This window comes from Micromonospora sp. B11E3, assembly GCF_039871625.1.
Classification (GTDB): Bacteria; Actinomycetota; Actinomycetes; order Mycobacteriales; family Micromonosporaceae; genus Micromonospora.
The window spans coordinates 67,406-91,540 of sequence record NZ_JBDPMC010000025.1; the positions used below are offsets into that span (position 1 = coordinate 67,406).

The 24,135-nt window shown below is 73.8% G+C and carries 21 protein-coding genes; 12 read left to right on the forward strand and 9 right to left on the reverse strand.

Features of this window, described 5'->3' with window-relative positions:
• Window positions 1-58: 58 nt before the first annotated feature.
• Window positions 59-1,456 (forward strand): FAD-binding oxidoreductase, encoded by a 1,398-nt coding sequence (locus tag ABGB16_RS15340; protein WP_347668714.1) that lies wholly within the window; start codon window positions 59-61, stop codon window positions 1,454-1,456.
• The gene (locus tag ABGB16_RS15345; protein ID WP_347668715.1) at window positions 1,453-2,799 is read left to right on the forward strand and encodes a class I SAM-dependent methyltransferase; all 1,347 of its coding nucleotides are present in this window, start codon (window positions 1,453-1,455) and stop codon (window positions 2,797-2,799) included. Before ABGB16_RS15340 ends, ABGB16_RS15345 begins: the two co-directional genes overlap by 4 nt.
• A gap of 54 nt (window positions 2,800-2,853) precedes the next feature.
• Here ABGB16_RS15345 and ABGB16_RS15350 read toward each other — a convergent pair whose 3' ends face one another.
• Window positions 2,854-3,171 carry a helix-turn-helix transcriptional regulator gene (locus ABGB16_RS15350; RefSeq protein WP_347668716.1) on the reverse strand — a complete coding sequence of 106 codons (318 nt, stop codon included), beginning with the start codon at window positions 3,169-3,171 and terminating at the stop codon, window positions 2,854-2,856.
• 100 nt (window positions 3,172-3,271) lie between these two features.
• Between ABGB16_RS15350 and ABGB16_RS15355 the strand changes: the two genes are divergently transcribed.
• The 5 genes from ABGB16_RS15355 to ABGB16_RS15375 all read left to right on the forward strand — a co-directional run bounded on the left by ABGB16_RS15355 (window position 3,272) and on the right by ABGB16_RS15375 (window position 7,239).
• Entirely contained in the window at window positions 3,272-3,505 is a 234-nt protein-coding gene (locus ABGB16_RS15355; RefSeq protein ID WP_347668717.1) for a zinc-ribbon domain-containing protein, read from the forward strand.
• 9 nt (window positions 3,506-3,514) lie between these two features.
• Entirely contained in the window at window positions 3,515-3,691 is a 177-nt protein-coding gene (locus ABGB16_RS15360) for a hypothetical protein (RefSeq protein WP_347668718.1), read from the forward strand.
• Between the two features lie 118 nt (window positions 3,692-3,809).
• Window positions 3,810-4,916 (forward strand): hypothetical protein, encoded by a 1,107-nt coding sequence (locus ABGB16_RS15365; protein ID WP_347668719.1) that lies wholly within the window; start codon window positions 3,810-3,812, stop codon window positions 4,914-4,916.
• Window positions 4,913-6,439, forward strand: coding sequence for a hypothetical protein (locus ABGB16_RS15370; RefSeq protein WP_347668720.1), 1,527 nt, complete (start codon window positions 4,913-4,915; stop codon window positions 6,437-6,439). Before ABGB16_RS15365 ends, ABGB16_RS15370 begins: the two co-directional genes overlap by 4 nt.
• A gap of 74 nt (window positions 6,440-6,513) precedes the next feature.
• Window positions 6,514-7,239, forward strand: a complete 726-nt coding sequence (locus tag ABGB16_RS15375; protein ID WP_347668721.1) for a class I SAM-dependent methyltransferase — start codon at window positions 6,514-6,516, stop codon at window positions 7,237-7,239.
• Between the two features lie 103 nt (window positions 7,240-7,342).
• On the opposite strand, the gene ABGB16_RS15380 is transcribed toward ABGB16_RS15375, so the two are convergent.
• Window positions 7,343-8,296 (reverse strand): S41 family peptidase, encoded by a 954-nt coding sequence (locus tag ABGB16_RS15380; RefSeq protein ID WP_347668722.1) that lies wholly within the window; start codon window positions 8,294-8,296, stop codon window positions 7,343-7,345.
• An 86-nt stretch (window positions 8,297-8,382) separates the two neighbouring features.
• Between ABGB16_RS15380 and ABGB16_RS15385 the strand changes: the two genes are divergently transcribed.
• The 3 genes from ABGB16_RS15385 to ABGB16_RS15395 all read left to right on the forward strand — a co-directional run bounded on the left by ABGB16_RS15385 (window position 8,383) and on the right by ABGB16_RS15395 (window position 12,233).
• Window positions 8,383-8,913, forward strand: coding sequence for an ArsR family transcriptional regulator (locus tag ABGB16_RS15385; protein ID WP_347668723.1), 531 nt, complete (start codon window positions 8,383-8,385; stop codon window positions 8,911-8,913).
• Window positions 8,914-9,088: 175 nt separating this feature from the next.
• Window positions 9,089-11,368 carry an EAL domain-containing protein gene (locus ABGB16_RS15390; RefSeq protein WP_347668724.1) on the forward strand — a complete coding sequence of 760 codons (2,280 nt, stop codon included), beginning with the start codon at window positions 9,089-9,091 and terminating at the stop codon, window positions 11,366-11,368.
• A gap of 106 nt (window positions 11,369-11,474) precedes the next feature.
• A complete protein-coding gene (locus tag ABGB16_RS15395; protein WP_347668726.1) occupies window positions 11,475-12,233 on the forward strand; it encodes a MerR family transcriptional regulator in 759 nt (252 codons plus the stop codon).
• A 30-nt stretch (window positions 12,234-12,263) separates the two neighbouring features.
• Here ABGB16_RS15395 and ABGB16_RS15400 read toward each other — a convergent pair whose 3' ends face one another.
• Together ABGB16_RS15400 and ABGB16_RS15405 are read right to left on the reverse strand one after the other, a co-directional pair.
• Entirely contained in the window at window positions 12,264-13,784 is a 1,521-nt protein-coding gene (locus ABGB16_RS15400; protein ID WP_347668736.1) for an SLC13 family permease, read from the reverse strand.
• Between the two features lie 25 nt (window positions 13,785-13,809).
• Window positions 13,810-15,351: a gluconokinase gene (locus ABGB16_RS15405; protein WP_347668727.1), complete on the reverse strand. Its 1,542-nt coding sequence runs from the start codon at window positions 15,349-15,351 to the stop codon at window positions 13,810-13,812.
• A gap of 230 nt (window positions 15,352-15,581) precedes the next feature.
• On the opposite strand from ABGB16_RS15405, the gene ABGB16_RS15410 reads away from it, so the two are divergent.
• A complete protein-coding gene (locus tag ABGB16_RS15410; RefSeq protein WP_347668728.1) occupies window positions 15,582-16,712 on the forward strand; it encodes a hypothetical protein in 1,131 nt (376 codons plus the stop codon).
• 89 nt (window positions 16,713-16,801) lie between these two features.
• Complete coding sequence (yidD, locus tag ABGB16_RS15415; RefSeq protein ID WP_347668729.1) at window positions 16,802-17,296, forward strand: membrane protein insertion efficiency factor YidD; 495 nt, start codon at window positions 16,802-16,804, stop codon at window positions 17,294-17,296.
• 91 nt (window positions 17,297-17,387) lie between these two features.
• Here yidD and ABGB16_RS15420 read toward each other — a convergent pair whose 3' ends face one another.
• The 5 genes from ABGB16_RS15420 to ABGB16_RS15440 all read right to left on the reverse strand — a co-directional run.
• The gene (locus ABGB16_RS15420) at window positions 17,388-17,837 is read right to left on the reverse strand and encodes a VOC family protein (protein WP_347668730.1); all 450 of its coding nucleotides are present in this window, start codon (window positions 17,835-17,837) and stop codon (window positions 17,388-17,390) included.
• Window positions 17,838-17,980: 143 nt separating this feature from the next.
• A complete protein-coding gene (locus ABGB16_RS15425; RefSeq protein WP_347668731.1) occupies window positions 17,981-18,337 on the reverse strand; it encodes a nitroreductase/quinone reductase family protein in 357 nt (118 codons plus the stop codon).
• 201 nt (window positions 18,338-18,538) lie between these two features.
• Complete coding sequence (locus ABGB16_RS15430) at window positions 18,539-19,435, reverse strand: phosphorothioated DNA-binding restriction endonuclease (RefSeq protein WP_347668732.1); 897 nt, start codon at window positions 19,433-19,435, stop codon at window positions 18,539-18,541.
• Entirely contained in the window at window positions 19,432-22,515 is a 3,084-nt protein-coding gene (locus ABGB16_RS15435) for a DUF3427 domain-containing protein (RefSeq protein WP_347668733.1), read from the reverse strand. The genes ABGB16_RS15430 and ABGB16_RS15435 overlap by 4 nt, the downstream gene beginning before the upstream one ends.
• A 294-nt stretch (window positions 22,516-22,809) precedes the next feature.
• Window positions 22,810-24,135 (reverse strand): ATP-binding domain-containing protein (locus tag ABGB16_RS15440; RefSeq protein WP_347668734.1); only part of this gene is annotated, 1,326 nt, incomplete at its 5' end.

Consider the following 24,135-nt stretch of genomic DNA (forward strand, 5'->3'; position numbering starts at 1 on the left):
GGGAAAGGCCACCATGGACGTACCGGCGGAACGAGCACGTCAGGCGTAGGGTGATCTCATGCGCGCGGAGCGTGTGGATCATCAAGTTGACCATGACGGGGCGGTGGACCTGCTGCGGCGGTCGTACGCGGCGGTGCCCCCCGGCGAGACGGTCCGGCTGGCCAAACGGACCTCCAACCTGTTCCGCCCCAGGTCGGCGCCGAGCGCCCCCGGGCTGGACGTCAGCGGCCTCGGCGGGGTGATCGGGGTGGACCCGGTCGCCCGCACCGCCGACGTGCAGGGCATGTGCACGTACGAGAACCTGGTCGACGCGACGCTCGCGCACGGGCTGATGCCGCTGGTGGTGCCGCAGCTGCGCACCATCACCCTCGGCGGCGCGGTGACCGGGCTGGGCATCGAGTCCACTTCGTTCCGGCACGGCCTGCCGCACGAGTCCGTGCTGGAGCTGGACGTGCTCACCGGGGCCGGCGAGATCGTCACCTGTCGGCCCGATGGCGAGCACGCCGACCTGTTCGCCGCGTTCCCGAACTCGCTGGGCAGCCTCGGGTACGCCACCCGGCTGCGCATCGAGTTGCAGCCGGTGCGCCGGTACGTGGCGACGCGCAACGTCCGCTTCACGAGGCTGGAGGAGCTGACCGACGCGATCGGCGAGGTCGTCGCCAAGGGCACCTGGGACGGCGAGCCGGTCGACGCGATGGACGGCGTGATGTTCAGCCCCGGCGAGGCGTACCTGGTGCTGGCGCGCTTCACCGACGACGCGCCCCGCCCCAGCGACTACACCGGCCAGGACATCTACTACCGGTCGCTGCGCCGGCGCACCCGGGACTGGCTCACCACGTACGACTACCTGTGGCGCTGGGACACCGACTGGTTCTGGTGCTCGGCGGCGTTCGGGGTGCAGCACCCCGTCGTCCGGCGGCTCTGGCCGACCCGGTTGCGGCGCAGCGACGTCTACCACCGGATCGTGCGACTGGAGAACCGCTACCGGGTGTCCGCCCGCATCGACCGGCTGCGCGGCCAGCCCGACCGGGAGCGGGTCGTGCAGGACGTGGAGATCCCGCTGGAGGGCACCGCCGACTTCCTGCGCTGGTTCGCCCGGGAGGTGCGGATGTCGCCGGTCTGGCTGTGCCCGCTGCGGCTGCGCGAGCCGGCTGGTACCGGGTCGGCCCGGGCCTGGCCGCTTTATCCGATGCGGCCCGGGCAGACGTACGTCAACATCGGCTTCTGGGGGACCGTGCCGATCGCCGAGGGCGCCGCCGACGGCGACGTCAATCGGGCGATCGAGCGTGCGGTGTCCGAGGCGGGCGGCCACAAGTCGCTCTACTCGGACGCGTACTACGACCGCGAGGAGTTCGACCGCCTCTACGGCGGCGGGACCTGGCGTGCCGTGAAGGACCGTTACGACCCGGACCACCGGCTCACCGGACTGTACGAGAAGGCGGTAGCGCGAAGATGAGCCTGACCGATCGAGAGCAGGGGGCGGCCAGCGAGCCGTCCACACCACCGCCGGCGGGAGGCCGGCGCCCGGGCCCGACCGTGGCCGACGTCGTCCGGGCCGTCACGGCCGGGGCCCTGCCGGTCCGGGTCACCGGGTACGACGGCAGCGCCGTCGGCCCGGCCGACTCCGGGTTCACCCTGTCCATCCGCACCGAGCGGGGCCTGTCGTACCTGCTGACCGCCCCCGGCGACCTGGGCATGGCCCGGGCGTACGTCAGCGGCGACCTGGCGCTGGACGGGGTGCACCCCGGCGACCCGTACGAGGCGTTCCGGGTGCTCCAGGACCAGCTGAGGCTGCGCCTGCCGTCGATGTCCGAGGGGCTGGCCCTGGTGCGCGGGCTGGGCTGGGAGCGGCTGAAGCCGCCGCCGCCCCCGCCGCAGGAGGCCGCGCCGCGCTGGAAGCGGGTGATGAACGGGCTGCGGCACTCCCGCACGCGGGACAGCAGCGCGATCTCCCACCACTACGACGTGTCGAACGCCTTCTACGAGAAGGTGCTCGGCCCGTCCATGACGTACACCTGCGCGGTGTTCCGCAGCCCGGACGACACCCTGGAGCAGGCGCAGGCGGCCAAGTACGACCTGGTCGCCGGCAAGCTGGCGCTCAAGCCGGGGATGCGGCTGCTCGACGTGGGCTGCGGCTGGGGCGGCATGGTCCGGCACGCGGCCCGCGAGTACGGCGTGCAGGCGCTCGGGGTGACCCTGTCGAGGGAGCAGGCGCAGTGGGCGCAGGCGGCGATCGAGCGCGAGGGGCTGGGCGAGCTGGCCGAGGTGCGGCACATGGACTACCGGGACGCCCCCCGGGAGCACTTCGACGCGGTCTCCTCGATCGGGCTGACCGAGCACATCGGGGTGCGTAACTACCCCGCGTACTTCGGCGCGCTGCGCGACCGGCTGCGCCCGGGGGGCCGGCTGCTCAACCACTGCATCACCCGGGCGGACAACCGCGCCCCGCACCGCTCCGGCGCGTTCATCGACCGGTACGTCTTCCCGGACGGCGAGCTGGCCGGCCCGGGCCGGCTGATCGGCGAGATCCACGACGTCGGGCTGGAGGTGCACCACGAGGAGAACCTGCGCCAGCACTACGCGCTGACCCTCGCGGGCTGGTGCCGCAACCTGGTGGAGAACTGGGACTTCTGCGTCTCCGAGGTCGGCGAGGGCACCGCCCGGGTGTGGGGCCTCTACATGGCCGGGTCGCGGCTGGCGTTCGAGCGCAACGAGATCCAGCTGCACCAGGTACTGGCCACCCGGAACGCCCCGGGCGGGGTGAGCGGCTACCCGCTGCGCCCGGACTGGACGCCCTGACCCGGGCCTGAACGAAAGGGGCGGCCTCCGCCGGCCGCCCCTTTCGTCGCCGTATCAGGCGATCGCGGCGATGTCGCCGTCGTCGAAGTAGATCGCCTGGTGCAGGCGTCCTCCGATGGCGGCCGCATAGCGGGCCACGACGTCCTGGCCCGAGAGCTTGCCTTGCTCGATCTGCGAAATGCGGCTCTTGGTCACGCCCATCCGGTCGGCGACCTGCTGTTGCGTGAACCCTCGGGCTCGCCGCACCTCGGCGAGGCGGTGACCGACGACCTGGGCCAGCAACTCCTGCTTCCCGGCCTCGACTGCTTCCTCGCCACCGACCCGCTCCACGTAACCAGCCCGGATGTCCTTCCACCGCACGTGATTGCTCACTTCGCCTCCATCTGGAGAGTATAGCGATCGGTTAACCAGCTGTGGAGCGGACATCTCGTGCGCGAGTGCGAAACGCTGACGGGGTGGGTATAGGCCGCCCATGTTCTTCATCTTCGGGCTGCGCACCAGGGTGGACCGGTCGGGCGTGGTGCGGCAGGTGTGCCGCAACTGTGGCAACGACGCCGCCCAGGTGGTCACGCGCCGGTCCACGAAGTTCACGCTGTTCTTCGTCCCGCTGATCCCCGTCCGCACCCGGTACGTCCAGCAGTGCACGTTCTGCGGCGCCCAGTACGACGTTCCCCGCGCCGAGGCCGAGCGCCTCCCGATCGGCTGAGCAGCCCCGATGACCCGCTTCCTCTGCTGGTTGATCGGCCGCGAGTCGACCGCCGAGCCCGCCCCGGAAGCTTCCGCCGCGCCCACGCCGTGCACCCCCGGCCGCCGCAAGCGTCGCCGCGTCCGCCGTCCGCTCGCCGGCACCGGGCTGCCCCGCTCACCCTGGAACCGCTCCGCCGGCCGCTGACCGGCCCGGCACACGGGTCGCCGCGGCTGCCTGCCGCGCCGTCGCCCCGGCCACACCCGGCCGGTACGCCCGGCGCGGCCCGCGCCGAACCGGCGCCGACCGCCTATCGTGGCGTGTCGTGACGAGCACCGAGCAGCGACTCGCCGAGATCCGGGGCGGCGTGCCCGCGCGCCGGCACAACGCGCGGACGATCGCCGCGCTCACCGGCAACCCCGGCTGCGCCCGGCGGGCCGTGCTGGACAGCGCCGGGGTCGACAAGCCGAAGCTGGCCGCCCGGATCGGTTTCCCCGCCCGGTTCGGGCAGTCCCGGTTCGCGATCGGCCGCGGCAACGCGTTCGAGGCGCAGGTCAAGGCGGACGGCGGGGCGGAGCTGCTGCGGCTGGTGGCCGAGCGGCTGGGCGTCGACCCGGGCGGCCCGGCGACCTGGACCGACCTCGGCGCCGACGACCGCGCCGGGGCCGACCGGTCCGCCCGCTCGCGGGCCGCGCTGGTCGCCGCCGCGCCGACGGGCACCGGCGAGCCGGCCGCCCTGTTCGACCACCCCCTGCTCGGCCTCGACGTCGCCGGCCAGCGGGTGCACCTGGAGCCGGACCTGGTCGCGGCCCGACTCGCCGGCCGGTACCACGTCGTGGAGGTCAAGTCGTTCCCCGTGATCGACGGGCAGGCCGACCCGGCGAAGGTGGCCGCCGCCGCGATCCAGTCCGCCGTCTACGTGCTCGCGCTGCGCGAACTGCTCGCCGCCGAGGGGCACGACCCGCAGCTGGTCTCGTCGGACGTGGTGCTCGTCTGCCCGCGCGACTTCGCCAACCAGCCGGTGGCCAGCCTCGTCGACGTGCGCAAGCAGCTGCTGGTGCTGCGCCGGCAGCTCGACCGGATGGCCCGGATCGACGACCTGCTGGCCCGCGTCCCGGCCGGCTTCACCGCCGACCCGTCCGCGGACCCGGCCGAGCTGCGCCGCGCCCTGGAGTCCGTCGAGGCCCGCTACGCCCCGGAGTGCCTGGCCGCGTGCGAGCTGGCGTACTTCTGCCGGCACGAGGCGCGCGCGCAGACCGCCGCGCTGGGCCGGCCCGTCCGCGAGGCGCTGGGCGGGGTGGCGAGCGTGGCCGAGGCGCTGGCGCTGGCCGCCGGGGAGGACCCCGGCGAGCCGGGGCAGGCGGAGGCCGCCGCGCTGCTGCGGGCCGCGGCCCGGCTGCGCGCCGACGCCCTGGCCGGGCAGCCCGCATGAGTACGCTGCGCGCGCTCGCGAAGGCGCAGGCGCTCGCCGCCGGGGTCGCCCAGCCGGTGGCCACCGTACGGCACCTGCACCTGTCGCCCCGGCCGCTGGTGCTGGTGCCGCTGGCCATGGCCGGCGAGGCGAACGCCCCCCTCGCCGTGCTCGCCGGCACCGCCCCGGACGGCGCCCGGCTGCTGATCGTGCCGCAGCCGCGTAACCGGGACCAGCGCTTCGGGTTCGCCGCCGAGCTGGCCGGGATCGTGCTGCCGTACCTGGACTCCTTCCGGGGCGTCTCCGAGGCCGTTCCCGTCGACCGGGGCCGCGACGTCCGGTACCGGTACGTCGACGCGCCGCAGCTGCTGGTGCCGAACCCGGCCGGGGTGACGTTCCTGCGGCTGCTCGGCCGCTCCACCCGGTTCCGCCGCCCCGACGGGGAGTACCCGGTGCACCCGTCGGTGCCGTTGCTCGGGCGCTGGCTGACGTTCTTCGCCGAGCGCGCCGAGCATCCCGGCTCGTCGGCGCTGCTGGCGATGACCGAGGCGCTGACCCTGCACTGGGCCACCGGGCAGAGCGCGGTGGAGGACCTGCACCTGCCGGCGGTGCTCGGCTGGCTCGACCCGCCGCCGGGGCTCGACGGCGCGCAGGCGGCGGCCCGGGCCGAGGATCCCTCGATCTGCCCGCCCGCCGGCCCGGCCACCGATCCGGACTTCGACAACCAGGTGCTCGCCCCGGCCGTCGCCGCGTACGACGAGGCGCCGGACGACGCCGCGCGGCTGGCCGCGTACGCGGAGCTGGAGCGCGTGCTGCGCGGCCAGCTCGCGCCCACCTGGGAGCTGATGTGGCGCGGCGTCGGGCTGCTCGCCGCCCTGTCGCCCGGCGCCCGCGTGGAGGGGCGCTGGGCCGGCGACCGGGACGCGTTCACCGCCCACGCCGAGCACGTCGACTCAGGCGGCGGCCCGCAGCCCCGCCGGGACGGCGCCGTGGCGGCGGCGGTACGGCTGCACCGGCTGGAGCGGGCGCTGACCTCGTACGCGGTGCAGCGCGCCTACGACGACCCCCTCGTGATGGCCGAGCACCGGCTGACCGGGGAGGCGTTCGTCGGGGAGGTGACGCTCGCCGACCCGAAGCGGGTGGACGACACCGGCAAGCGCCCCGTGCTGCGCCCCCGCATCCAGGTCGTCACCGCCGAACCGGTGGCGGTGCCGGTCGGGGCGACGCTGTACTCGCCGGCCCGGCCCGCCCAGAAGGCGAAGGTGGTCTTCGTGACCCCCGGCGGCGACGGCAAGACGGAGGTGGTGCTGGAGCTCTCCGGCGGCATGGGCCGGGGGCTGAGCGCCCCGCCGGGCACCGTGCCGGAGGTGGGGGAGCGGCTGTGCCTGACCACCCTGTCGGACGCGTACCTGCCGGCGGGGGCGTTCCCCGCGCCGGAGGACACCCCGTGGACCCACGGCGGCCCGCCGGCCTACGCGCCCGGCCCCGACCCCGAGCCGGGCGCCCCGTCGTCCGACGGCGACCCGGTGGAGGCATGGGCCTGACACCTGCTCGTCGGGGCACTGTGGAGCTGCCCGCGCGGATGGGGCGCGCGGGGCCGCCGTGCGATGCTGGCGCGATGGAGATCGAGACCGGTCGCGGCCGGACGCGGCTCGGCTACGACGCGGTGGCCGAGGAGTACCACCGGCGCATCGGCGACGAACTGGCGGGCAAGCCGCTGGACCGCGCCCTGCTCGCGGCCCTGGTCGAGCAGGCGACCGGCGGACAGGCGCTCGGCGGGCAGGCTGGCGGCGGACAGGCTGGCGGCGGACCGGCGCTCGGCGGACAAACGGCTGACGGGCCCGCGGCCGGCGGGCCGGTGGCGGACCTGGGCTGCGGGCCGGGGCACGTCACCGCGTGGCTCGCCGCCCGCGGCGTCCGGGCGGTCGGCGTCGACCTCTCCCCGGCGATGGTCGCGCTCGCCCGCCGCGAGCACCCGGAGGCGGAGTTCCGCGAGGGCGACCTGCTGCGCCTCCCGGCGGCCGACGGCGAGTTCGCCGCCGCCGTCGCGCTCTACTCGATCATCCACCTCGACGGGGACGAGCTGCGGCCCGCGTTCGCCGAGGCGCGCCGGGTGCTGCGGCCGGGCGGCCGGCTGCTGGTCGCGTTCCACCTCGGCGCCGAGGTGCGGCGCCTCACCGAGTGGTGGGGGCACCGGGTCGAGGTCGACTTCCGCTTCTTCGACGCGGGTACGGTCGCGGCGGCGCTGGTCGACGCCGGCTTCACGGTCGAGGCCACGCTGGATCGGGCGCCGTACCCGCGGGAGGCCGAGACCCGCCGCGCCTACCTGCTGGCCTGCGCCTGACCGGACGCCGGCGACCCGCCCCCGTTGTCGTCGGGTCGCCGGCGTCCGGTGTTCCGGAACCGACCGGCCGGGCCGGTCGGGTTCTGCCGGGCGGCTGGCCCGGTCAGCAGGCCGCGGCGAGCGCGGCTCGGGCCTCGTCCGCCGTGGGCCGCCGGGGGTCGTCGGCCAGCAGGGCCCGCAGCGCCATCCGGTACGCCACGGCCTCCGCCTCCCGGTCCGGTGCCTCGACGTCCGGGAGCACCCCGCGCCCCTCCCAGTTGGCGCCGGAGACCGGGTTGACGGGCCGGGCCACCGGCACGGTGAGCTCCAGGTGCGGGTGCAGCCGCCGGCCCACGCACGGGTGCGCCGCCCCCGGGGTCCGCTCGCCGACCACTGTGGCCCGGCCGAGCTGCTGGAGGTCGTACGCCAGCTCCTCGCCGCCGGAGACCGTCCGTGTGGAGGTCAGCACGTGGACGGGTTTCTCCGGCGCGTATCTCGGCACCGGCAGGTACGCGGCGCTCCAGAACTGACGGGCGCCGCCGGCCCGGTCGTGCATGGTGTGCAGGTGCGCGGGCTCGGCGAACAACCAGCCGCAGAGCAGGGCGGTCATGTCCGGGCTGCCGCCCCGGTTGCCGCGCAGGTCGAGCAGGAGCGCGTCGGTGCCGCCGAGCAGCCGCAGCGCCGCCACCATGGCGTCGCCGGCGACCTGCGGCGGGAAGAGGCAGGGCCGGATCTCCAGCAGCCCGACGTTGCCGGCCAGCCGCTGCACCCGGGCGATACCGCCCATGGTGGTGGCCGCCTGCCGGGCCCACCACTGCTCGTCCAGCGTCTCCGCGCGCTCCGGCAGGGCCGCGTCGTGGTGGTTGAGCCGCAGGTGCTGGTCGCCGTTGACCGACTGGAGGTCCTCGGTGACCAGCGCGGCCAGCGCCGCGGGGCCGGCGGCGTCGGCGTACCGGCCGGCGCGCAGCCGGTCGGCGAGGCGCGCGGCGACGCGCTCGGCGACGTCGGGAAAGACGTACCGCTCGGCGACCAGCCTTCCGGCCCGTTCGACGACCTCGGTGATCTCGTCCTGTCGCATCGGCTGCCCCCGTCCGTCGGTCCACCGTGGTGTGGGCAGTAGAACAGCCGATTGACAAAGCGTCAAGATAGCTGGACGCTTTCCGGGTGACAGACGAGATCGTCGAGGCGCTGGAGGCCCGCACTCCGGCCCACTTCAGGGCGCTGGCCCACCCGTTCCGCCACCGGCTGCTCTTCGCCCTCGGCACCGGTCCCGCGACCATCAGCCAGCTCGCCACCAGGCTGGGCGCGGCGAAGGGCACCGTCGCCCACCACCTGAAGGTGCTGACCGAGGCGGGCATGGCCCGGATCGCGCACACCCGTCAGGTGCGCGGGGGCACGGAGCAGTACCACGAGCGCAGCTACCGCCGGCTGGTCGGCGGGTCCGGCGACTCCGACACCACCACCGCACTGCTGCGCGCGGTCGCCGAGGAGTTGACGGGCGACCCCGATCCGCTGCTGCATTTGCGCCACCTACGGCTCACCCCGGCGCAGGCGCAGCGGCTGCGGGCCACCCTGGACGACCTTGTCGCCGACGCCGAGGAGGCCGGCCCGGACGAGCCGCGGTACGGCGTCCTGGTCGGTCTCTACCGCCAGACGGCCACGCCGCCCGCCCCGTCCGTGCGGGCAACTCCATAGGAGTGTCACCTTCTCGGCGCTGGACGCGGCGCGGCAATGGCGGACAGGCGCCCACGATCGCGCCCGCAGAGCCTGGCGGCCCGCCCGGCACCGCACTAGGCTTTCGGCGTCCGCCGTCCATGACCGGTCCTCACCGTCGAGGGTGCACGCAGGAGAGAGAGCCGGAGCGACCACTGTGCTGCCCCAGGACGTCCGCCAGGCCGGCGTGACCCCCGACCTGTGGTCCGGGGCCGGGTTCGCGGTGGCCGTCGCGGTCCTGCTCATCGAGGCGGCCTGGCTGGTCGCCGGGCTGCCCGGCGAGGCCGTGGCCAGCGACGTCGGGGCGATCGTCGTGGCGGGCTGGGCCACCGTCGCCTGCGTCGGCGCGGCCCGCCGCCACTCCCCGCCGCTACGCCGGTTCTGGGCGCTGCTCGCCGCCACCATGGGCCTCGCCGCGCTCGGCCGGATGGTGTGGACGGCGCAGCGGCTCGGCGACGACTCCCTGCCGCACACCCCGCTGGTCGGGGCCCTGTTCACCGCCGGCATCGTCACCGGCACCGCGGCGCTGCTCTGCTCCGTCGCCGCCCGCAGCGCCATCGGCCGGGCCCGGGCCGTGCTGGACGGGGTGATCGTCGGGCTCTCCCTCATCCCGATCGGCTGGGTGCTGGTGTTCCGGGACGTCGCCACCGCCGACCTGGCCGACCCGGCGCGCACCCTCGGGCTGCTCTACCCGATGCTCGACCTCGCGCAGCTGACCCTCCTGGTGGCGGTGACCGGGACGATCCGGCCGAGGTGGCGACCGCTCACCGTGATCGGGGCCAGCCTCGTCACCCGGGCGGTCGCCGACGCCGCGTACGTGTCCCTGGTCGCCCACGGCGAATACACCACCGGCAGCCCGGTCGACGTCTGCTGGCCGCTGAGCTACCTGCTCGTCGGCGCCGCCACCCGGTACCCGCCGCCGCCCGGCGCCGACGAGGTCGACGAGACCGCCGAGACGCCCCTGCCGCCGTGGTGGCGGGTCGCCCTGCCCTGCCTGCCGGTCGGCGGGGCGATCGTGGCGGTGCACCTGGCCCGGCGGCCCGACGGGCAGACCCCGCAGCTCGTCCTCGTCACCGTGATGGCGCTGCTCGGCGTCCTGGCCGCGCGGCAGGGGCTGGCGGCCAACGAGAACCTGCGCCTGGTCGCCCGGCTGCGCGCCCTCGCCTACACCGACCAGCTCACCGGCCTGCCGAACCGGCTGGCGTTCACCCGGCGGCTGCGCCGGGCACTGCGCGCCGGCGGCCCGGTCGCCGTGCTGCTGCTCGACCTGGACGGGTTCAAGCAGGTCAACGACCGGTTCGGGCACGGCACCGGGGACGCGCTGCTGACCGGCATCGCCGGCCGGATGCGCCGGGTCGTCGGCGACGACGGCACGGTCGCCCGGCTCGGCGGCGACGAGTTCGCCGTCCTCGTCGACGCCAGTCATCAGGTACGACCCGAGCCGCTGGCGGAGCGGCTCCTCGCCGCCCTGCAACCGCCCGAGGACGAGGAGAAGGAGGTCGGCGGGCACACCTCGGCCAGCATCGGCATCGCCGAGTACGGCCCCCAGCACACCTCCCACACCGACCTGCTGCGCGACGCCGACATCGCCATGTACGCGGCCAAGGCGGCCGGCAAGTCCGCGTACCGGACGTGCACGGCGGAGTTGCGCGAGGCGGCGGTGACCCGGGCCGAGCTGATCGCCGACCTGCGCCGCGCCATCGACGAGCAGGAGCTGCACCTGGAGTTCCAGCCGATCGTCGACCTCGCCACCGGCACGGTGCGCAGCGCGGAGGCGCTGGTGCGCTGGCGGCACCCCCGGCTCGGCCTGCTCTCCCCGGCGCGGTTCCTGCCGCTGGCGGAGGAGACCGGGCTGATCGTGCCGATCGACCGGTGGGTGATCCACGAGGCGTGCCGTGCCGCCGCGACCTGGCGGGACCGGGCCCCCGAGGCCACCGTCGCGGTGAACATCGCCGCCGCGCACCTGCGCCGGCCGGACCTGATCGCCACGGTCACCGAGGCCACCGCCGCCGCCGGCCTGGCGCCCCGCGCGCTCACCCTGGAGCTGACCGAGTCGGCGCTGATCGACGGCAGCGAAACCGTGCTGGACCGCCTGCGCCAGCTCCGCGAGCTGGGCATCCGCATCGCCATCGACGACTTCGGCACCGGCTACTCGTCGCTGAGCTACCTGCACCGCATCCCCGCCACCGAGCTGAAGATCGACCGGTCGTTCGTCGCCCGGCTCGGCGCGGACGCCCGCGCGTACGCGACGGTGGAGATGGTCACCCGACTCGCCGGCGCGTTCGACCTGAGCGTCGTCGCCGAGGGGGTGGAGACCGACGGGCAGCACACGGCGGTCACCGCGATCGGCTGCCTCCAGGGCCAGGGCTGGCGGTACGGTCGCCCCACCGGCCTCGCCGACCTGCGCGCCACCCTGCTCCCGGCGGCGCCCGCCTGACCCCACGGCGGCCCGCGAAAGCGGGCTTGACCCGCTTAGGCACGCGTAGCGTGCTTGACCCTGACGCAACGGTAGGCGGCAGCCTGGTCGCGGAAGGGAGGGAACCATGGCCTGGACGGTGGGACGGGTGGCGAAGGCCGCCGGCGTGACGGTGCGGACGCTGCACCACTACGACGAGATCGGCCTGCTCTCGCCCAGCGGGCGCAGCCCCGCCGGGTACCGGCGCTACGACGACGCCGACCTGGAGCGGCTGCAGCTCATCCGCTACTACCGGGAGCTGGGGTTCCCGCTGGAGGAGATCGCCACGATCCTCGACGACCCGGACACCGACCCGGCGGCGCACCTGCGCCGGCAGCACGAGCTGCTCACCGGGCGGATCACGCGGTTGCAGGAGATGGTCGCGGCGATCGAGTTCGCGATGGAGGCGAGCAGGATGGACATCCGACTGACCCCGGAGGAGCGGTTCGAGGTCTTCGGCGACTTCGACCCCGACGCGCACGCCGAGGAGGCGCAGCGCCGGTGGGGCGGCAGCGAGGCGTACCGGGAGTCGGCCCGGCGCGTGGCCGGCTACGGCAAGGAGGACTGGCTGCGCAACAAGGCCGAGAACGCGGACTGGGGCCGGCGGTTCGTCGAGGTCATGGACTCGGGGGCGCCGGCCGACGGCCCGACGGCGATGGCGCTGGCCGAGGAGCACCGGCAGCTCGTCAGCCGCTGGTTCTACGAGTGCACGTACGAGATCCACACCGGCCTGGCCGACATGTACGTGGCCGACGAGCGGTTCACCGCGTACTACGAGGCGATCCGCCCGGGCATGGCCGCCTACCTCAACGAGGCGATCCACGCCAACGCGATCAGCCGCGCGTGAGAGGGGCCGGGGCGCGCCGCGCCCCGGCCCTCACAACAGCAGGTCGAGCACGAGGACGCCGGCGAACCCCACCACGGAGATGATCGTCTCCATCACCGACCAGCTCGCGATGGTCTGCCCGACGGTCAGCCCGAAGTACTCCTTCACCAGCCAGAAGCCCGCGTCGTTGACGTGCGAGAAGAACAGCGAGCCGCAGCCGACCGCCAGGGCCAGCAGCGCCACCCCCGGCCGGTCCAGGGTCGCCGCGAGCGGGGCGACGATGCCGGCGGCGGTGATGGTGGCGACGGTCGCCGAGCCGGTGGCCACCCGGATGCCCACCGCGACCAGCCAGCCCAGCAGCAGCGGGGACAGGTTGGCGTTCTGGGCCGCGTGGGCGACCAGGTTGCCCACCCCGGCGTCGACGAGCACCTGCTTGAACCCGCCGCCCGCGGCGACGATCAGCAGGATGCCGGCGATCGGCGGCAGCGACCCGCCGAGCACCGAGGAGACCTGGGTGCGGTTGAACCCGGCCTGGTAGCCGAGGGTGAACATGGCCACGATCACGCCCGCCAGCAGGGCGATGATCGGGGTGCCGACGATGTCCAGGGCGCGGCGGCCGGCGCCGCCCTCCACCAGGGTCAGCTCGCCGACGGCCCGCAGCAGCATCAGCACCACCGGCAGCAGCACGGTGATCACCGCCGGCCAGAACGCCGGCGCCCGCCGCGCCGCCTCGGTGCCCGTGTCGTCGACCGGGGCGCCCGGCCGGCCCGTACCCGGATTGAGCAGGTCGTCCTCGGTGAGCAGGTCGCCGTCGGCGTCCACCGGCGGCCGGGCCGCCGCCCCGCGCTCGGCCGGGCCGCCCCCGCCGGGCACGGGCGCGCGGGTCGGCAGCAGCGACGCCGGGGCGGTCGCGGTGACGTACCGGGAGATCATGTTGCCGAACACCGGCCCGGACACGATCACCGTCGGAATGGCGATCAGCAGGCCCAGGCTCAGCGTCAGCCCCAGGTCGGCGTTGAGCGAGGAGATCGCCACCAGCGGACCGGGGTGCGGCGGGACCAGGCCGTGCAGCACCGACAGGCCCGCCAGCGCGGGGATGCCGAGCCTCATCAGCGGCAGGTCGGTACGCCGGGACACCAGCAGCACGATCGGCACCAGCAGCACCACGCCGACCTCGAAGAACAGCGGCAGGCCGATCAGCGCCGCCACCCCGGCCATCGCCCACGGCAGGGCGTTCCCGGAGACCCTCCGGACGGTCCGGGTGACGATGTTGTCCGCGCCCCCGGACTCGGCCAGCAGGCCACCGATCATCGCCCCGAGGGCGATCAGCAGGCCCACCCCGCCGACGGTCGAGCCGACCCCGCCGCTGAACGACGTGACGATCTTGTCGGGTGCGACCCCGGCGACGACCCCGAGCACGGCCGCGCCGAGGATCAGCGCCAGGAACGGGTGGACCCTGCCCCAGGCGATCAGGAGCACCACCGCGGCGATGCCCAACAGGGCCGCGACGATCAGTTGGGCGTCGCCGGCGTTGGTCAGCGGCGGCGCCGGTGCGGCGAGCAGTGCGACCACGGCGGTCACGACCCCTTCCTTGCAGTCACACGGGTGGCGGCTCCGGCGGCAGGCTCGGCGCCAACCGCCGCAACGACGTGAACGTCGGCACGAGCGCGTCGTACAGCTCGGAGAACAGCGGGAGCAGGGCCGCGTACGTGGCGGCGGCGGCCGGGTCGGGGCGTACCGTCTCGTCGATCCGCACCAGGTCGGCGGCCACGTCCACCGACGGGATCAGGCCCAGGGCCTGCATGCCCAGCAGCGCCGCGCCGAAGCTGGACCCCTCGCGGCCCACCGGGAACCGCACCGGCATGCCGAGCGCGTCGGCGAGCATCTGCCGCCACAGGGGGCTGCGGGCGAAACCGCCGCCCGCCCGCACCTCCCGCACCTCGTTGCCCGCCGCCCGCACCGACGACAGCACCAGCGCCAGCTGCTGACAGACCCCCTCCAACGCCGCCCGGACCAGATGCTCGCGGCCGTGGCCGTGGGTCAGCCCCACGTACGCCCCGCGCGGCAGCGAGCTCCAGTGCGGGGCGCGCTCGCTCAGCAGGTACGGCAGCATGATCAGCCCGCCCGAGCCGACCGGTGCCCGGGCGGCCAGGTCCAGCAGCTCCTCCTCGGCATGCTCGCCCAGCTCCGGGGCCAGCGCCTCGCCCGCCCACTGGAGCACGATCCCGCCGTTGTTGATCGCCCCGCCGACCACCCACCGGTCCTCGGTCAGGGCGTAGCAGAACACCCCGCCGAGCGGGTCGACCGCCGGCCGCTCGACCATGACCCGCATCGCCCCGCTGGTGCCGATCGAGCAGGCCACCTCGCCGGGGTGCACCGCGCCGAGCCCCAGGTTGGCCAGCGGCCCGTCGCCCGCGCCCACCACCACCGGCGTGTCCGCCGGCAGGCCGGTGGCCTCGGCCGCCGCCGGAGTGAGCCCCGGCAGCACCGTGGTGGTGGGGACCAGCTGCGGCAGCTGCTCCTCGGTGATCCCCGCCCGGCCCAGCGCCTCGGCGTCCCAGGCCAGCCGGTGGATGTCCAGCAACCCGGTGCCAGACGCCACCGAGTGGTCGGTGACCAGCGCCTCGCACAGCCGCAGCAGCACGTAGTCCTTGATGCCGACCCAGTGCGCGACCCGCTCGAACAGCCTCGGCTCCTGCTCGGCGAACCAGACCAGCTTCGGCAGCGGCGCCATCGGGTGCACCGGCGTGCCGGTGCGCCGGTGCAGCGCCAGCCCCGACGGGACCGCCCGCATCCGCTCGGCCTGCCGGCTGGCCCGCGAGTCCGCCCAGGTCACCGACGCGGTCAGCGGCTTCCCGTCGGCGTCCAGGCCGATCAGGCTGTGCATCGCCGTGCTGAACGACAGCCCGGCGACCGGGCCGGGCAGCTCCGCCACCACCGCCCGGACCGTCTCCAGCACCGCGTCGAGGATCAGCCGCGGGTCCTGCTCGGCGTACCCGGGGTGCGGCTCGTCCAGCGGGTACCCCGCCGAGTGGGCGGCCAGCTGCCGGCCCTCGGTGTCGTACGCGACGCTCTTCGTGCTGGTGGTGCCGATGTCGACCCCGATCACCACGCGGGGGTGCGCGTCCGGGCCGGTCACGGGCCCACCCCCCATTCGCGTCGGACGGCGCGGGCACGCCGTCGCGACCCGGCTGGGATCCGCTTACCCAGACACGCACCGCCCACACGGACCACTCCGTCGGTTTCCCTCATCGTGCGAGTCCATCCCCTGATCGGGTATTTCGCCCGCTTCGACGGGTTCGGGCCGCCTCCGCCTCGTTGAACCGGGTGGCACCCCGGTTGGTGGTTCGCGCGGGCGGAGGAGTCGGCGTGGCGAAGGCTGGATCTACGGGCACGACGTGGCGCTACCGGTGGGCACACCGGCAGAACGAACGGCGCCACCACGCGTACCGCGACGCCGAGCAGGCGTGGCGGCGGCGCGACGAGGAACTGCGGCGGCTGCGCGACACGGCGGCCGGCTTCCGCGGCTCCCCGGCAGCCGGCGCCGGCCTGCCCCTCGAACTCGCCCCCGGCGAGGTCGTCTTCTGGGCGCTGCCCGCCGCGCAACTCGTCGAGGTGCGGCACACCGCCGTGCTGCCCGCCCCCGACCTCAACGTCGACCCGGACCGCCCGCCGCTGCACCACCGGCGCCCCGAGGGCGTCAAGACCGTCGACGCCGGCATCGCCGTGCTCACCGACCGTCGGGTCGTCCTGCTCGGCGGGCGCGGCCGGCGCGACTGGGCGTACGGGAAGATCACCGGACTCGCCCACGACCCGGCGGCCCCCGTGACGCTGATCCAGGTCCTCGACCGGCGGCGCACCTCCGGGCTGCTGCTGCCCACCGACGCCGCCGCCGAGTTCCGGTTCACCCTCACCCTGGCCTTTGCCGAGGCCATCGAGCAACGCCCGGCGGTGGTCGCACAGCTCGACGAGTTGATCGCCGAACACGAGCGGGCCCGGCCGACGCGCCCGTCCGTCATCACCCCCGCGCAGGCGCGGACGGCCGCGCGGGTGCCGGGCGGCCGCCGTACGGTCGCGGTGGCCGCCGCCGCGGCGCTGCTGGTGCCCGCGCTGCTGTTCGCCCCGGACCCGCCAGCACGGCCCGGCCCGGAGGTCGCCGTGGCCGCCACCGCCCCCACGGCGTCGCCCAGCCCGCCCCCGCCGCTCCGCGTTCCGGTTCCGGTGCCGGCGAAAGTGGCCCCTCGGGTCGCCCCGTCGCCCAGCATGGTGCGGGAGCGGCGGTGCGGCGCCCCGGCCAACCCCCTCGGGTACGACTACTGCGGCGGCTCCCGCATCCGCAAGCCCGACTGGCGGGTGTGCGACTACTTCGACTGTGGGCGGGAGTTCTGGGCCGGGCGGGGATACCTGGTGCAGTGCCGCGACGGGTCCGTCAGCCTGACCGGCGGGCGGCGCGGCGCGTGCTCCGAGCACGGCGGCCTGCGGCGGACGGTCTGGACCTGAGTCCGGCTCCGGCTACGGTGGCCTGCCGGACGCTCTGGACCTGAGGCCGGTGTACGGCGGGGTGGCGCGGGTGCCGCATCATGATCGGCATGTTCAGCCTCAAGCGGAAGCAGCACCGGAAGAAGAAGCGCGGCTCCGGCTCCTCGTGCGACGGTTGCGACGCCTGCGACTGCGACGGCCCGGACTGCTGCGACTTTGGGCTCTTCTCGTTCATGCTGACCCTCGGCTCGGTGGCGGCCGGGGCGGCTGCCCGGCTGCCGCGCGCTGCCGGCCGGCCTTCCCGGGCGGGGGCCGGGCGTTCCGGCGCGACCTGGCCTTCCAGGTCGGGCGCCGGGCTTCCTGCGGCGGCCGGCGCGACCCGCTCGTCCGTGGTCGACCGGGCCGGCCGGGCCGCGATCCTCGGCTACCGGCGCTGGCTGTCGCACCGCTGGCCGGGGCAGTGCCGGTACACGCCGACGTGCAGCGCGTACGGGCTGACGGCCGTCGAGCGGTACGGGCTGGCCGTGGGTGGACGGATGGCCGCCAACCGGCTGCGCCGCTGCAAGCCGGGCGTGTCGAGAGGGACGTACGACCCGGTCCACTGAGTGCCCCTCGCCGGCCCGGCCCGCTTCGCGGCTGCGCTGCTCTGCCGTTGGGCTGCTCCGCGGTTGCGTTCTTCCTGTGGGCGGCCGGGCGTCAGGGCCGGCCGAAGTCGGGGACGGTGATCGTGCCGTCGGCGGCGAGCGGAAAGCCCGGGTTCCAGGCGATCTCCCAGACATGCCCGTCCGGGTCGGCGAAGCAACCGGCGTAGCCCCCGTAGAAGGTCTCCCGGGCGGGCCGGGTGATCCTCGCCCCCGCCGCTGCCGCCTTGGTCAGCACCTCGTCCACCTCGGCCCGGGAGCGGACGTTGTGCGCCAGGGCCAGCCCGCCGAAGCCGTCCCGGCTGCCGTCGCCCTTCCTGTCCTCCGTGATCCCCGCGTCTTCGGCCAACTTCTCCCGCGACCAGAGCACGACGGCCAGGCCGCCCGCCTGGTAGAAGACGGTCTCCTCGACCTGCTGGCCGCGCCAGCCCAGCCGCTCGTAGAAGGCGCGGGCGCGGGCGAGGTCGGCGACGCCGAGGGTGACGAGACTGATGCGCTGCTCCATCCCCGGACCGTACCGCCGACGCCGGCACCCCGCCCGCGGCCTGATCGCCGACGCCGACGCCGTCCGCGGCGTGAGCGCCATGTCGGCGACATGGCGGTATCCGAGCCACCCGGACACCGCCATGTCGGCGACAAGGAGTCGACCTAGGCCAGGGCCACCTGCACCGCGACATCCCGCTTCGGGTACTGCGCGTCCACCTGGTCCGCGCCGTACTTCGCGCGGAACATCTCCTCGACGCGCCTGACCCGGTCGGCGTCGGTGATCGGCGTGGCGCTCGTGCTCACGGCCATGCCGTCCCTGGCGATCTCCACCCTCGGCGTACGGCGCACGTTCTTGTACCAGTCGCTGTCCGAGCCGGTGATCGGCATCAGGAAGACGCTGTCGTCCTGCTGCACGAACCAGACCGGGTGCGAGATCTGCCGCCCGGACCTCCGGCCGGTGTGGGTGAGTTCGATCTCGCGGGCGTCCGATAGCGCGTCCCTGACGGCGGCATTGGTCACGGTGTCCTCCGGCAAGCTTCCGTAGGTGCTCCCGCCTGCCAGGCTATGGGCCTTCGCGGCCGCCCGCCGCGAGATCGGGGAGACCAGGCCGCCTAATGGGCCGTACCGGGTTGCCGTAGGACACTCGCCGCCGGCCGGTGAGCACTCAGGCAGTGAGGCACCAGGCGGTCACGTCCCGCGCGCCGGCGATCCTTGCATCAGCTACGCGGCGAGAGCGTCACCCTTGAACACCTCGCGGCGGTGCCAGCTGACGTGCTCGGCGGCCGGGAGCGGGGTGCCGGGGCGGGGGCGCAGCGTACGGCCGTGCAGGTCGTACACCGATCTGCCGACGTCCGTGCGGGCGGTGAACGCCGCCGACACGGTGATCCGTAGGGCCGGGTCGAGCCCGACCGCCCCGAAGTCGAAGAGCTTGTGGTGCAGGACGCACAGCGCCAACCCGTTGTCGAGATCGTCCGGCCCCTCGTGGGAGAACCAGCGCACGTGGGCCGCCTCCACGCCGACCGAGGCGTGGCCGAGCTGCCCGTCGTACCCGCAGAAGGCGCACTGGCGGTCCCACGCCCGCAGGACGTCGGCGCGCCACCCCGCCTTCCGCCGCCGCCCTGCCACCGGGGCCGGCGCGGCGGCGTGCAGGACGTCGTCGGGGTCCAGCCCGACCGCGACGAGCACGTCGGGCGCGATGGTGGGCGGAAAGTGGCTCTCCACCAGGGCCCGGGCGACCGACCGCAGCAGCTCCGGGTCACGGTGCAGGGCCGCCTCGACCGGATCGGCGAACCGTCCCGACACGTCGTGGGTGGTCAACGGCCCGACCAGGTCCATCGGTACGTCCTGGCTCAGCACCCAGACGCCGTCGCTGCGCAGGCGAGTGAACGGGTACGCCGCGCTCTGCGCCCGTCCCGTTCTCGACGCCGGCCCGAACTCGGCGATCAGGTCGCTGAGCAGTTGCAGCGCCTCCGACCAGGGCAGCTCGCTGGAGCCGGTGCCGGCGAGACGACCGAGCGCCAGCAGCACCAGCAGCGGCTTGTGCGGGGCCCGGCGGCCGTGCTGCTGGTGCAGGTGCAGACCGGTCAACCGGTCCAGCACCTGGCGTCTCGTACTCATGCGGCGATCGCCCGGGCGGCGGCGTACACGTCGGCCGGCAGCGGGTACGCCAACTCCCAGAGAATCCGCATCGGCCGGTCCCCGGTGTGCGACCGGTACGTCATCGGCCCCGCGTACAGGTACGGAGGCACGCCCAGGTCCCCCTCGGCGACCTTCGTCTCCCGGACGAACAGGTGCACGGTCGACCCGCGCTCGGCGTGGTGGACGTACCGCTGCCCGGTCGGCGACGCCGCCGACGTGGTGCTCTGCGACTCCCACTGGAACAGCGTCTCGGTGACCGCCCGGTCGGCGTACATCGTGGTGGGGGAGTAGTGCTGCTCCGACTTGACCAGCGTCACGAAGAACAGGTCCGCCCGCTCCGACTCGAGCCACTTCACGCCCTCCCGCAGCGACCCTGGGTTCGGCATCCCGAACGCCGCGCATGCCTCGTTTTTGCTGTACCGGGCGTGCACCCGCAGCGCACCGGCCCTCGCCGTCACCCGGTGGATGCGCTCCCGCAGCACCTCGGCCACCTGCCGCAGCTCGGCGCAGCGGGCCGGCTCCGCCCACAGCCGCGCCAGCCGCTCGTCCCGCCCCTCCCGCCCCTCCCGCGACGACAGCGGCGCGTTCGGCCCCCACAGGTCGAAGTGCAGCATGTCCCACAGCCGCCCCGGCTCGGGCCGCTCGCCCGCGGCGACCCGGGACAGCAGGTCCAGCCGGTCGACGTCGTCGATGTGCAGCATCCGCCCGATGGCCCGGCCCAGCTCCCGATCGTCCGGCCCGGGCGCCGACGCCTCAAGACCGGCGAGCCGCCGCAGCCCGGCCCACCCGCCGAGCGACGCCGACCGGTACACGTCCTCGACCTCCAGCCCGGTCTCCCGCAGGAACTCGGCCAGGCCGACGTCCCCGAGCTGCCGCAGCTCCGCGACCAGGCCGCTCTTCTTCGGCGTCTTCAGGGCTGATCTCAGGTTGGCGAGCACCGCGTCCTTCGCCACCCGGTCCAGCTGAATGTGGCAGCCGCTCGGCAGCGACGGGAAGCCCTGCTCGACCGCCTCCACGATCGCCCGCCGGCTGACCCCCGTCAGCGCCCGCCACCGCAGGTCGAAGCGGAAGTTCGCGTGCTGCCCGCCGATGAAGTCCAGCACCGTCAGGCACGGCTTGTCGTCGTCCAGCCGCAGGCCACGGCCGAGCTGCTGGAGGAAGATCGTGGCGCTCTCGGTGGGCCGCAGCATCAGGATCATGTCGACCATCGGCAGGTCGACGCCCTCGTTGAACAGGTCGACCGTGAACAGCACCCGCAGCTTCCCGGCCTTGAACTCCCGCAGCAGGTCGTCGCGCGCCCGCCCGGCGCGGTCCGTGCGGGAGGTCACCGCCGCCGACGGTACGCCGTGCCGGCCGAACCAGTCCGCCATGAACTCGGCGTGCGCGATGCTCACGCAGAACCCGAGCGCCCGCATTCGCTGCACGTCGACCGCGTCCCGTACCGCCCTGAGCACCAGCCGCGCCCGCGCGTCGTTGCCGGTGTAGACGCCGCTCAGCTCGCCCGGGTCGTACCCCTGACCGCGCTTCCACCGCAGGTGCGACAGGTCCACGTCGTCGTGCACCCCGAAGTACTGGAACGGTGCCAGCAACTGCCGATCCAGGGCCTCCCACAGGTGCAGCTCCACGGCCGTGCGTCCGCCGAACCACCGGCGCACGTCGCCGCCGTCGGCCCGGTCGGGGGTCGCCGTCAGCCCCAGCAGTACGCGCGGACGCAGCCGCTCCAACAGCCGCGCGTACGTCGGCGCCTCCGCGTGGTGGAACTCGTCGACGATGACCATGTCGTACGCCTCGGGGTCGACCTCCCGCCGGTGCAGCGACTGGATCGAGGCGAAGACGTGCCGCCAGTGGGCCGGCTCCCGGCCGCCGACCAGCAGCTCGCCGAAGCTGCCGTCGCCCATCACCTGCCGGAACGTCGACAGGCTCTGCCGCAGGATCTGCTCCTGGTGGGCGACGAACAGCAGCGAGTCGACGCTGTTGTTCCTGTGCAGCCGCCGGTAGTCCAGCGCCGCGACGATCGTCTTGCCGGTGCCGGTCGCCATCACCACCAGGTTCCGGTACCGTCCGTGGACCTGCCGCTCCGCGTCCAGGTCGGCCAGGATCTCCGCCTGGTACGGGTACGGCCGCACGTCCAGGCTCGCGATCTCGGTGCTCTCGCGCTTCTCCCCGCGCAGGGCCTGTCGCAGCCGATCCGCGTCCCGCGTCGGGTCGTACGCCTCGAACGCCGGGTCGTTCCAGTAGTCCTCGAACGTGGCCGTGAACGTGTCGATGACGTGCGGCTGCTCGACGTTCGAGATCCTGACGTTCCACTCCACGCCGTCGACCAGCGCGGCCTTTGACAGGTTCGACGATCCGACGTACGCCGTGGTCATGCCATTGTTGCGGCGGAACAGCCACGCCTTGGCGTGCAGCCGCGTCGTACGCGTCTCGTAGGAGACCTTGATCTCGGCGCCCAGCTCGGCCAGCCGGTCGAGGGCCCGCTGATCGGTCGCCCCCAGGTACGTCGTGGTGATCACCCGCAGCCGGCCGCCGCGCCCGATCAGCTCGCGTACGGCCGGCTCGACGATCCGCAGACCGTGCCACTTGATGAACGCGCACAGCAGGTCCACGGAGTCGGCCGACGCCATCTCGTGGGTGACCTCGTGGCCGATGCGGGGTTGGTGGCGACCGTTGACGAGGAGCGCGCCCGTGGAGAGCGGCGTGGTCGGGCGGGCCGGGAAGGCCGGCTGCGCCGGTGGGGTGGGCGGGGAGGCGATCGCGTGTAGGAGGTTGCGGGCGTCGGCGATCTGGTCGTACGCGTCGACGGACGCTGGTTCGAAGCCAGCGATGCTTTCGACGATGCGGTTGGCAACCTCGACCTGTCGGGCGAGCTTGTCGTCACCGCCGGAGACGGCCTGCAAGGCGCGGCGGGCCAGGGTGGCGATGTGCTGGGCTAGGACGTTGTGCGCGTCGGCCGGGTCGATCCTGTTGAGCTGGACCAGGGCGGGGTCGACGTGCTGAAGCCGTTCGGCGAGCTGGTGGGTGATCAGATGTTCGTGGAGGCCACGCTCAAGATCCGTCACCCGAGGAGGTTAACCAACGGTCCACCTGCCGCGCTACCCTGAGGAATTGAGCTAGGTCGATGGAATGTGGAGTGCTGATACGGCCTGCTGGGCAGGTGCTTTTGTGGAGATGTGAACGGGTTGCTGCCCTGATCATTGGCGGCCCAACAATCAGGGAAAACGATTCCGGAGTCAGCAACCACCCTTCTGGATTCCCCGCTGAGGCCACCATCCGGAAAGGCGGCCATCGGTGCCGTGCAGCGCCAAGTGTCGCTCGTGAGTCGAGGGATGGCTGCCCCTCGCTTACCGACTCTGCTACTTCTTGCCGGAGTCGGAGATGATTTCCGCCGCTCTGGTCAGGACCGCCTGCCACAAGTTCGGCGCCACGCTCTCGCGTAGCAACTCGACAACGTCCTCAGCCGCAGCCGTGATCAGACGTGCGGAGGCCTTTGTGCGCGGAGCGGTAGGAGCCGGTTCCGGATTCGGCCTCGGAGCGGTGAGAACCGGATCCGGAGTTGGTTGGCTGTCACCAGGGTTGCTTGCTGACAGATCCACTCCCATTTCTGCCATCCCGGCTGCGAGGTCCGCCATCATGGCCCCCCAAAAGTCCGGCTGGTCGTCGCCCTGGACAGCCTCGCCACCGCCAGTTGGAGTGGACTCGACCTCCACGCCCGTCGGCAACGGACTGCCGCTGCAAACAACGTCCAGGTACCTCGTCGTCCTGGTCAAGGCGACGTAGAGAAGGCGGTGTCCGCGAACGTCGTCCGCCACGATATCGACTGGTTCGACGACCACGACCGCATCGAACTCCAGGCCTTTGGCCTCGTGCGGGCCGACGATATTGATACCCGGGCCGAGCTCACCCTCCGAAGCCGAACGCCAGGCGACATCCTTGGCGATGAGTTCAAGCTCCACGTCCTCGCGGCACGTGCCAGGACAAATGATCGCTACGGACCTACCGTGAGCGGCGTGTCCCATGGCGACCCGGACAGCCTCGCCCGCCCGATCGTCCTCGTCCACCTGGTGGATCGACGGGTCCCCTGGGCCATCCCGTACCACCTGCGGTGCCTGGACCGAGGGCGCAGCGATTGGCAGCAGCTGGGCCGCGAACTCGAACACCTGCCGCGGCACACGGTACCCGTAGCGTAGTTCCTCGTAGTTGACCGGTAGGTCGGACGACAGGTGCCGAACAACGTCATCCCACTCGTCACGCGCCCATTGCCCCGTCGATTGGGCGATGTCGCCCACCACCGTGAAGGAACCATTGGCCGACCGTCGAGCGATCGAGCGCAACTGCATGGGAGACAGGTCCTGCGCCTCATCGATGACGACATGATCAAATGGCTCTGCCACCCCGTTGATGAGGTGGTCGGCCTCATCCAGCACCGCAAGATCGGCGTCCGTCCACTGCTCGTCAGACATCTTGTCGGCCGCGCGCCGATGTAGCAGGGAGACCTCGCGGGCGGTGAACTCGTCGCCGGCCGCGGCGATCAGCCGATCCCGCGAGCCATACAGGCTCTTCGAACTTAAGCGGGGTTGAGGTGTCCGCGGTGGCGTCGCGTGGTGGTGGTGCGGGTGCGTAGGCGTTGGTTTTCGGGGTTTCGGAAGCCGTAGGCGTCGCGGGCGATGGTTTTGATAACC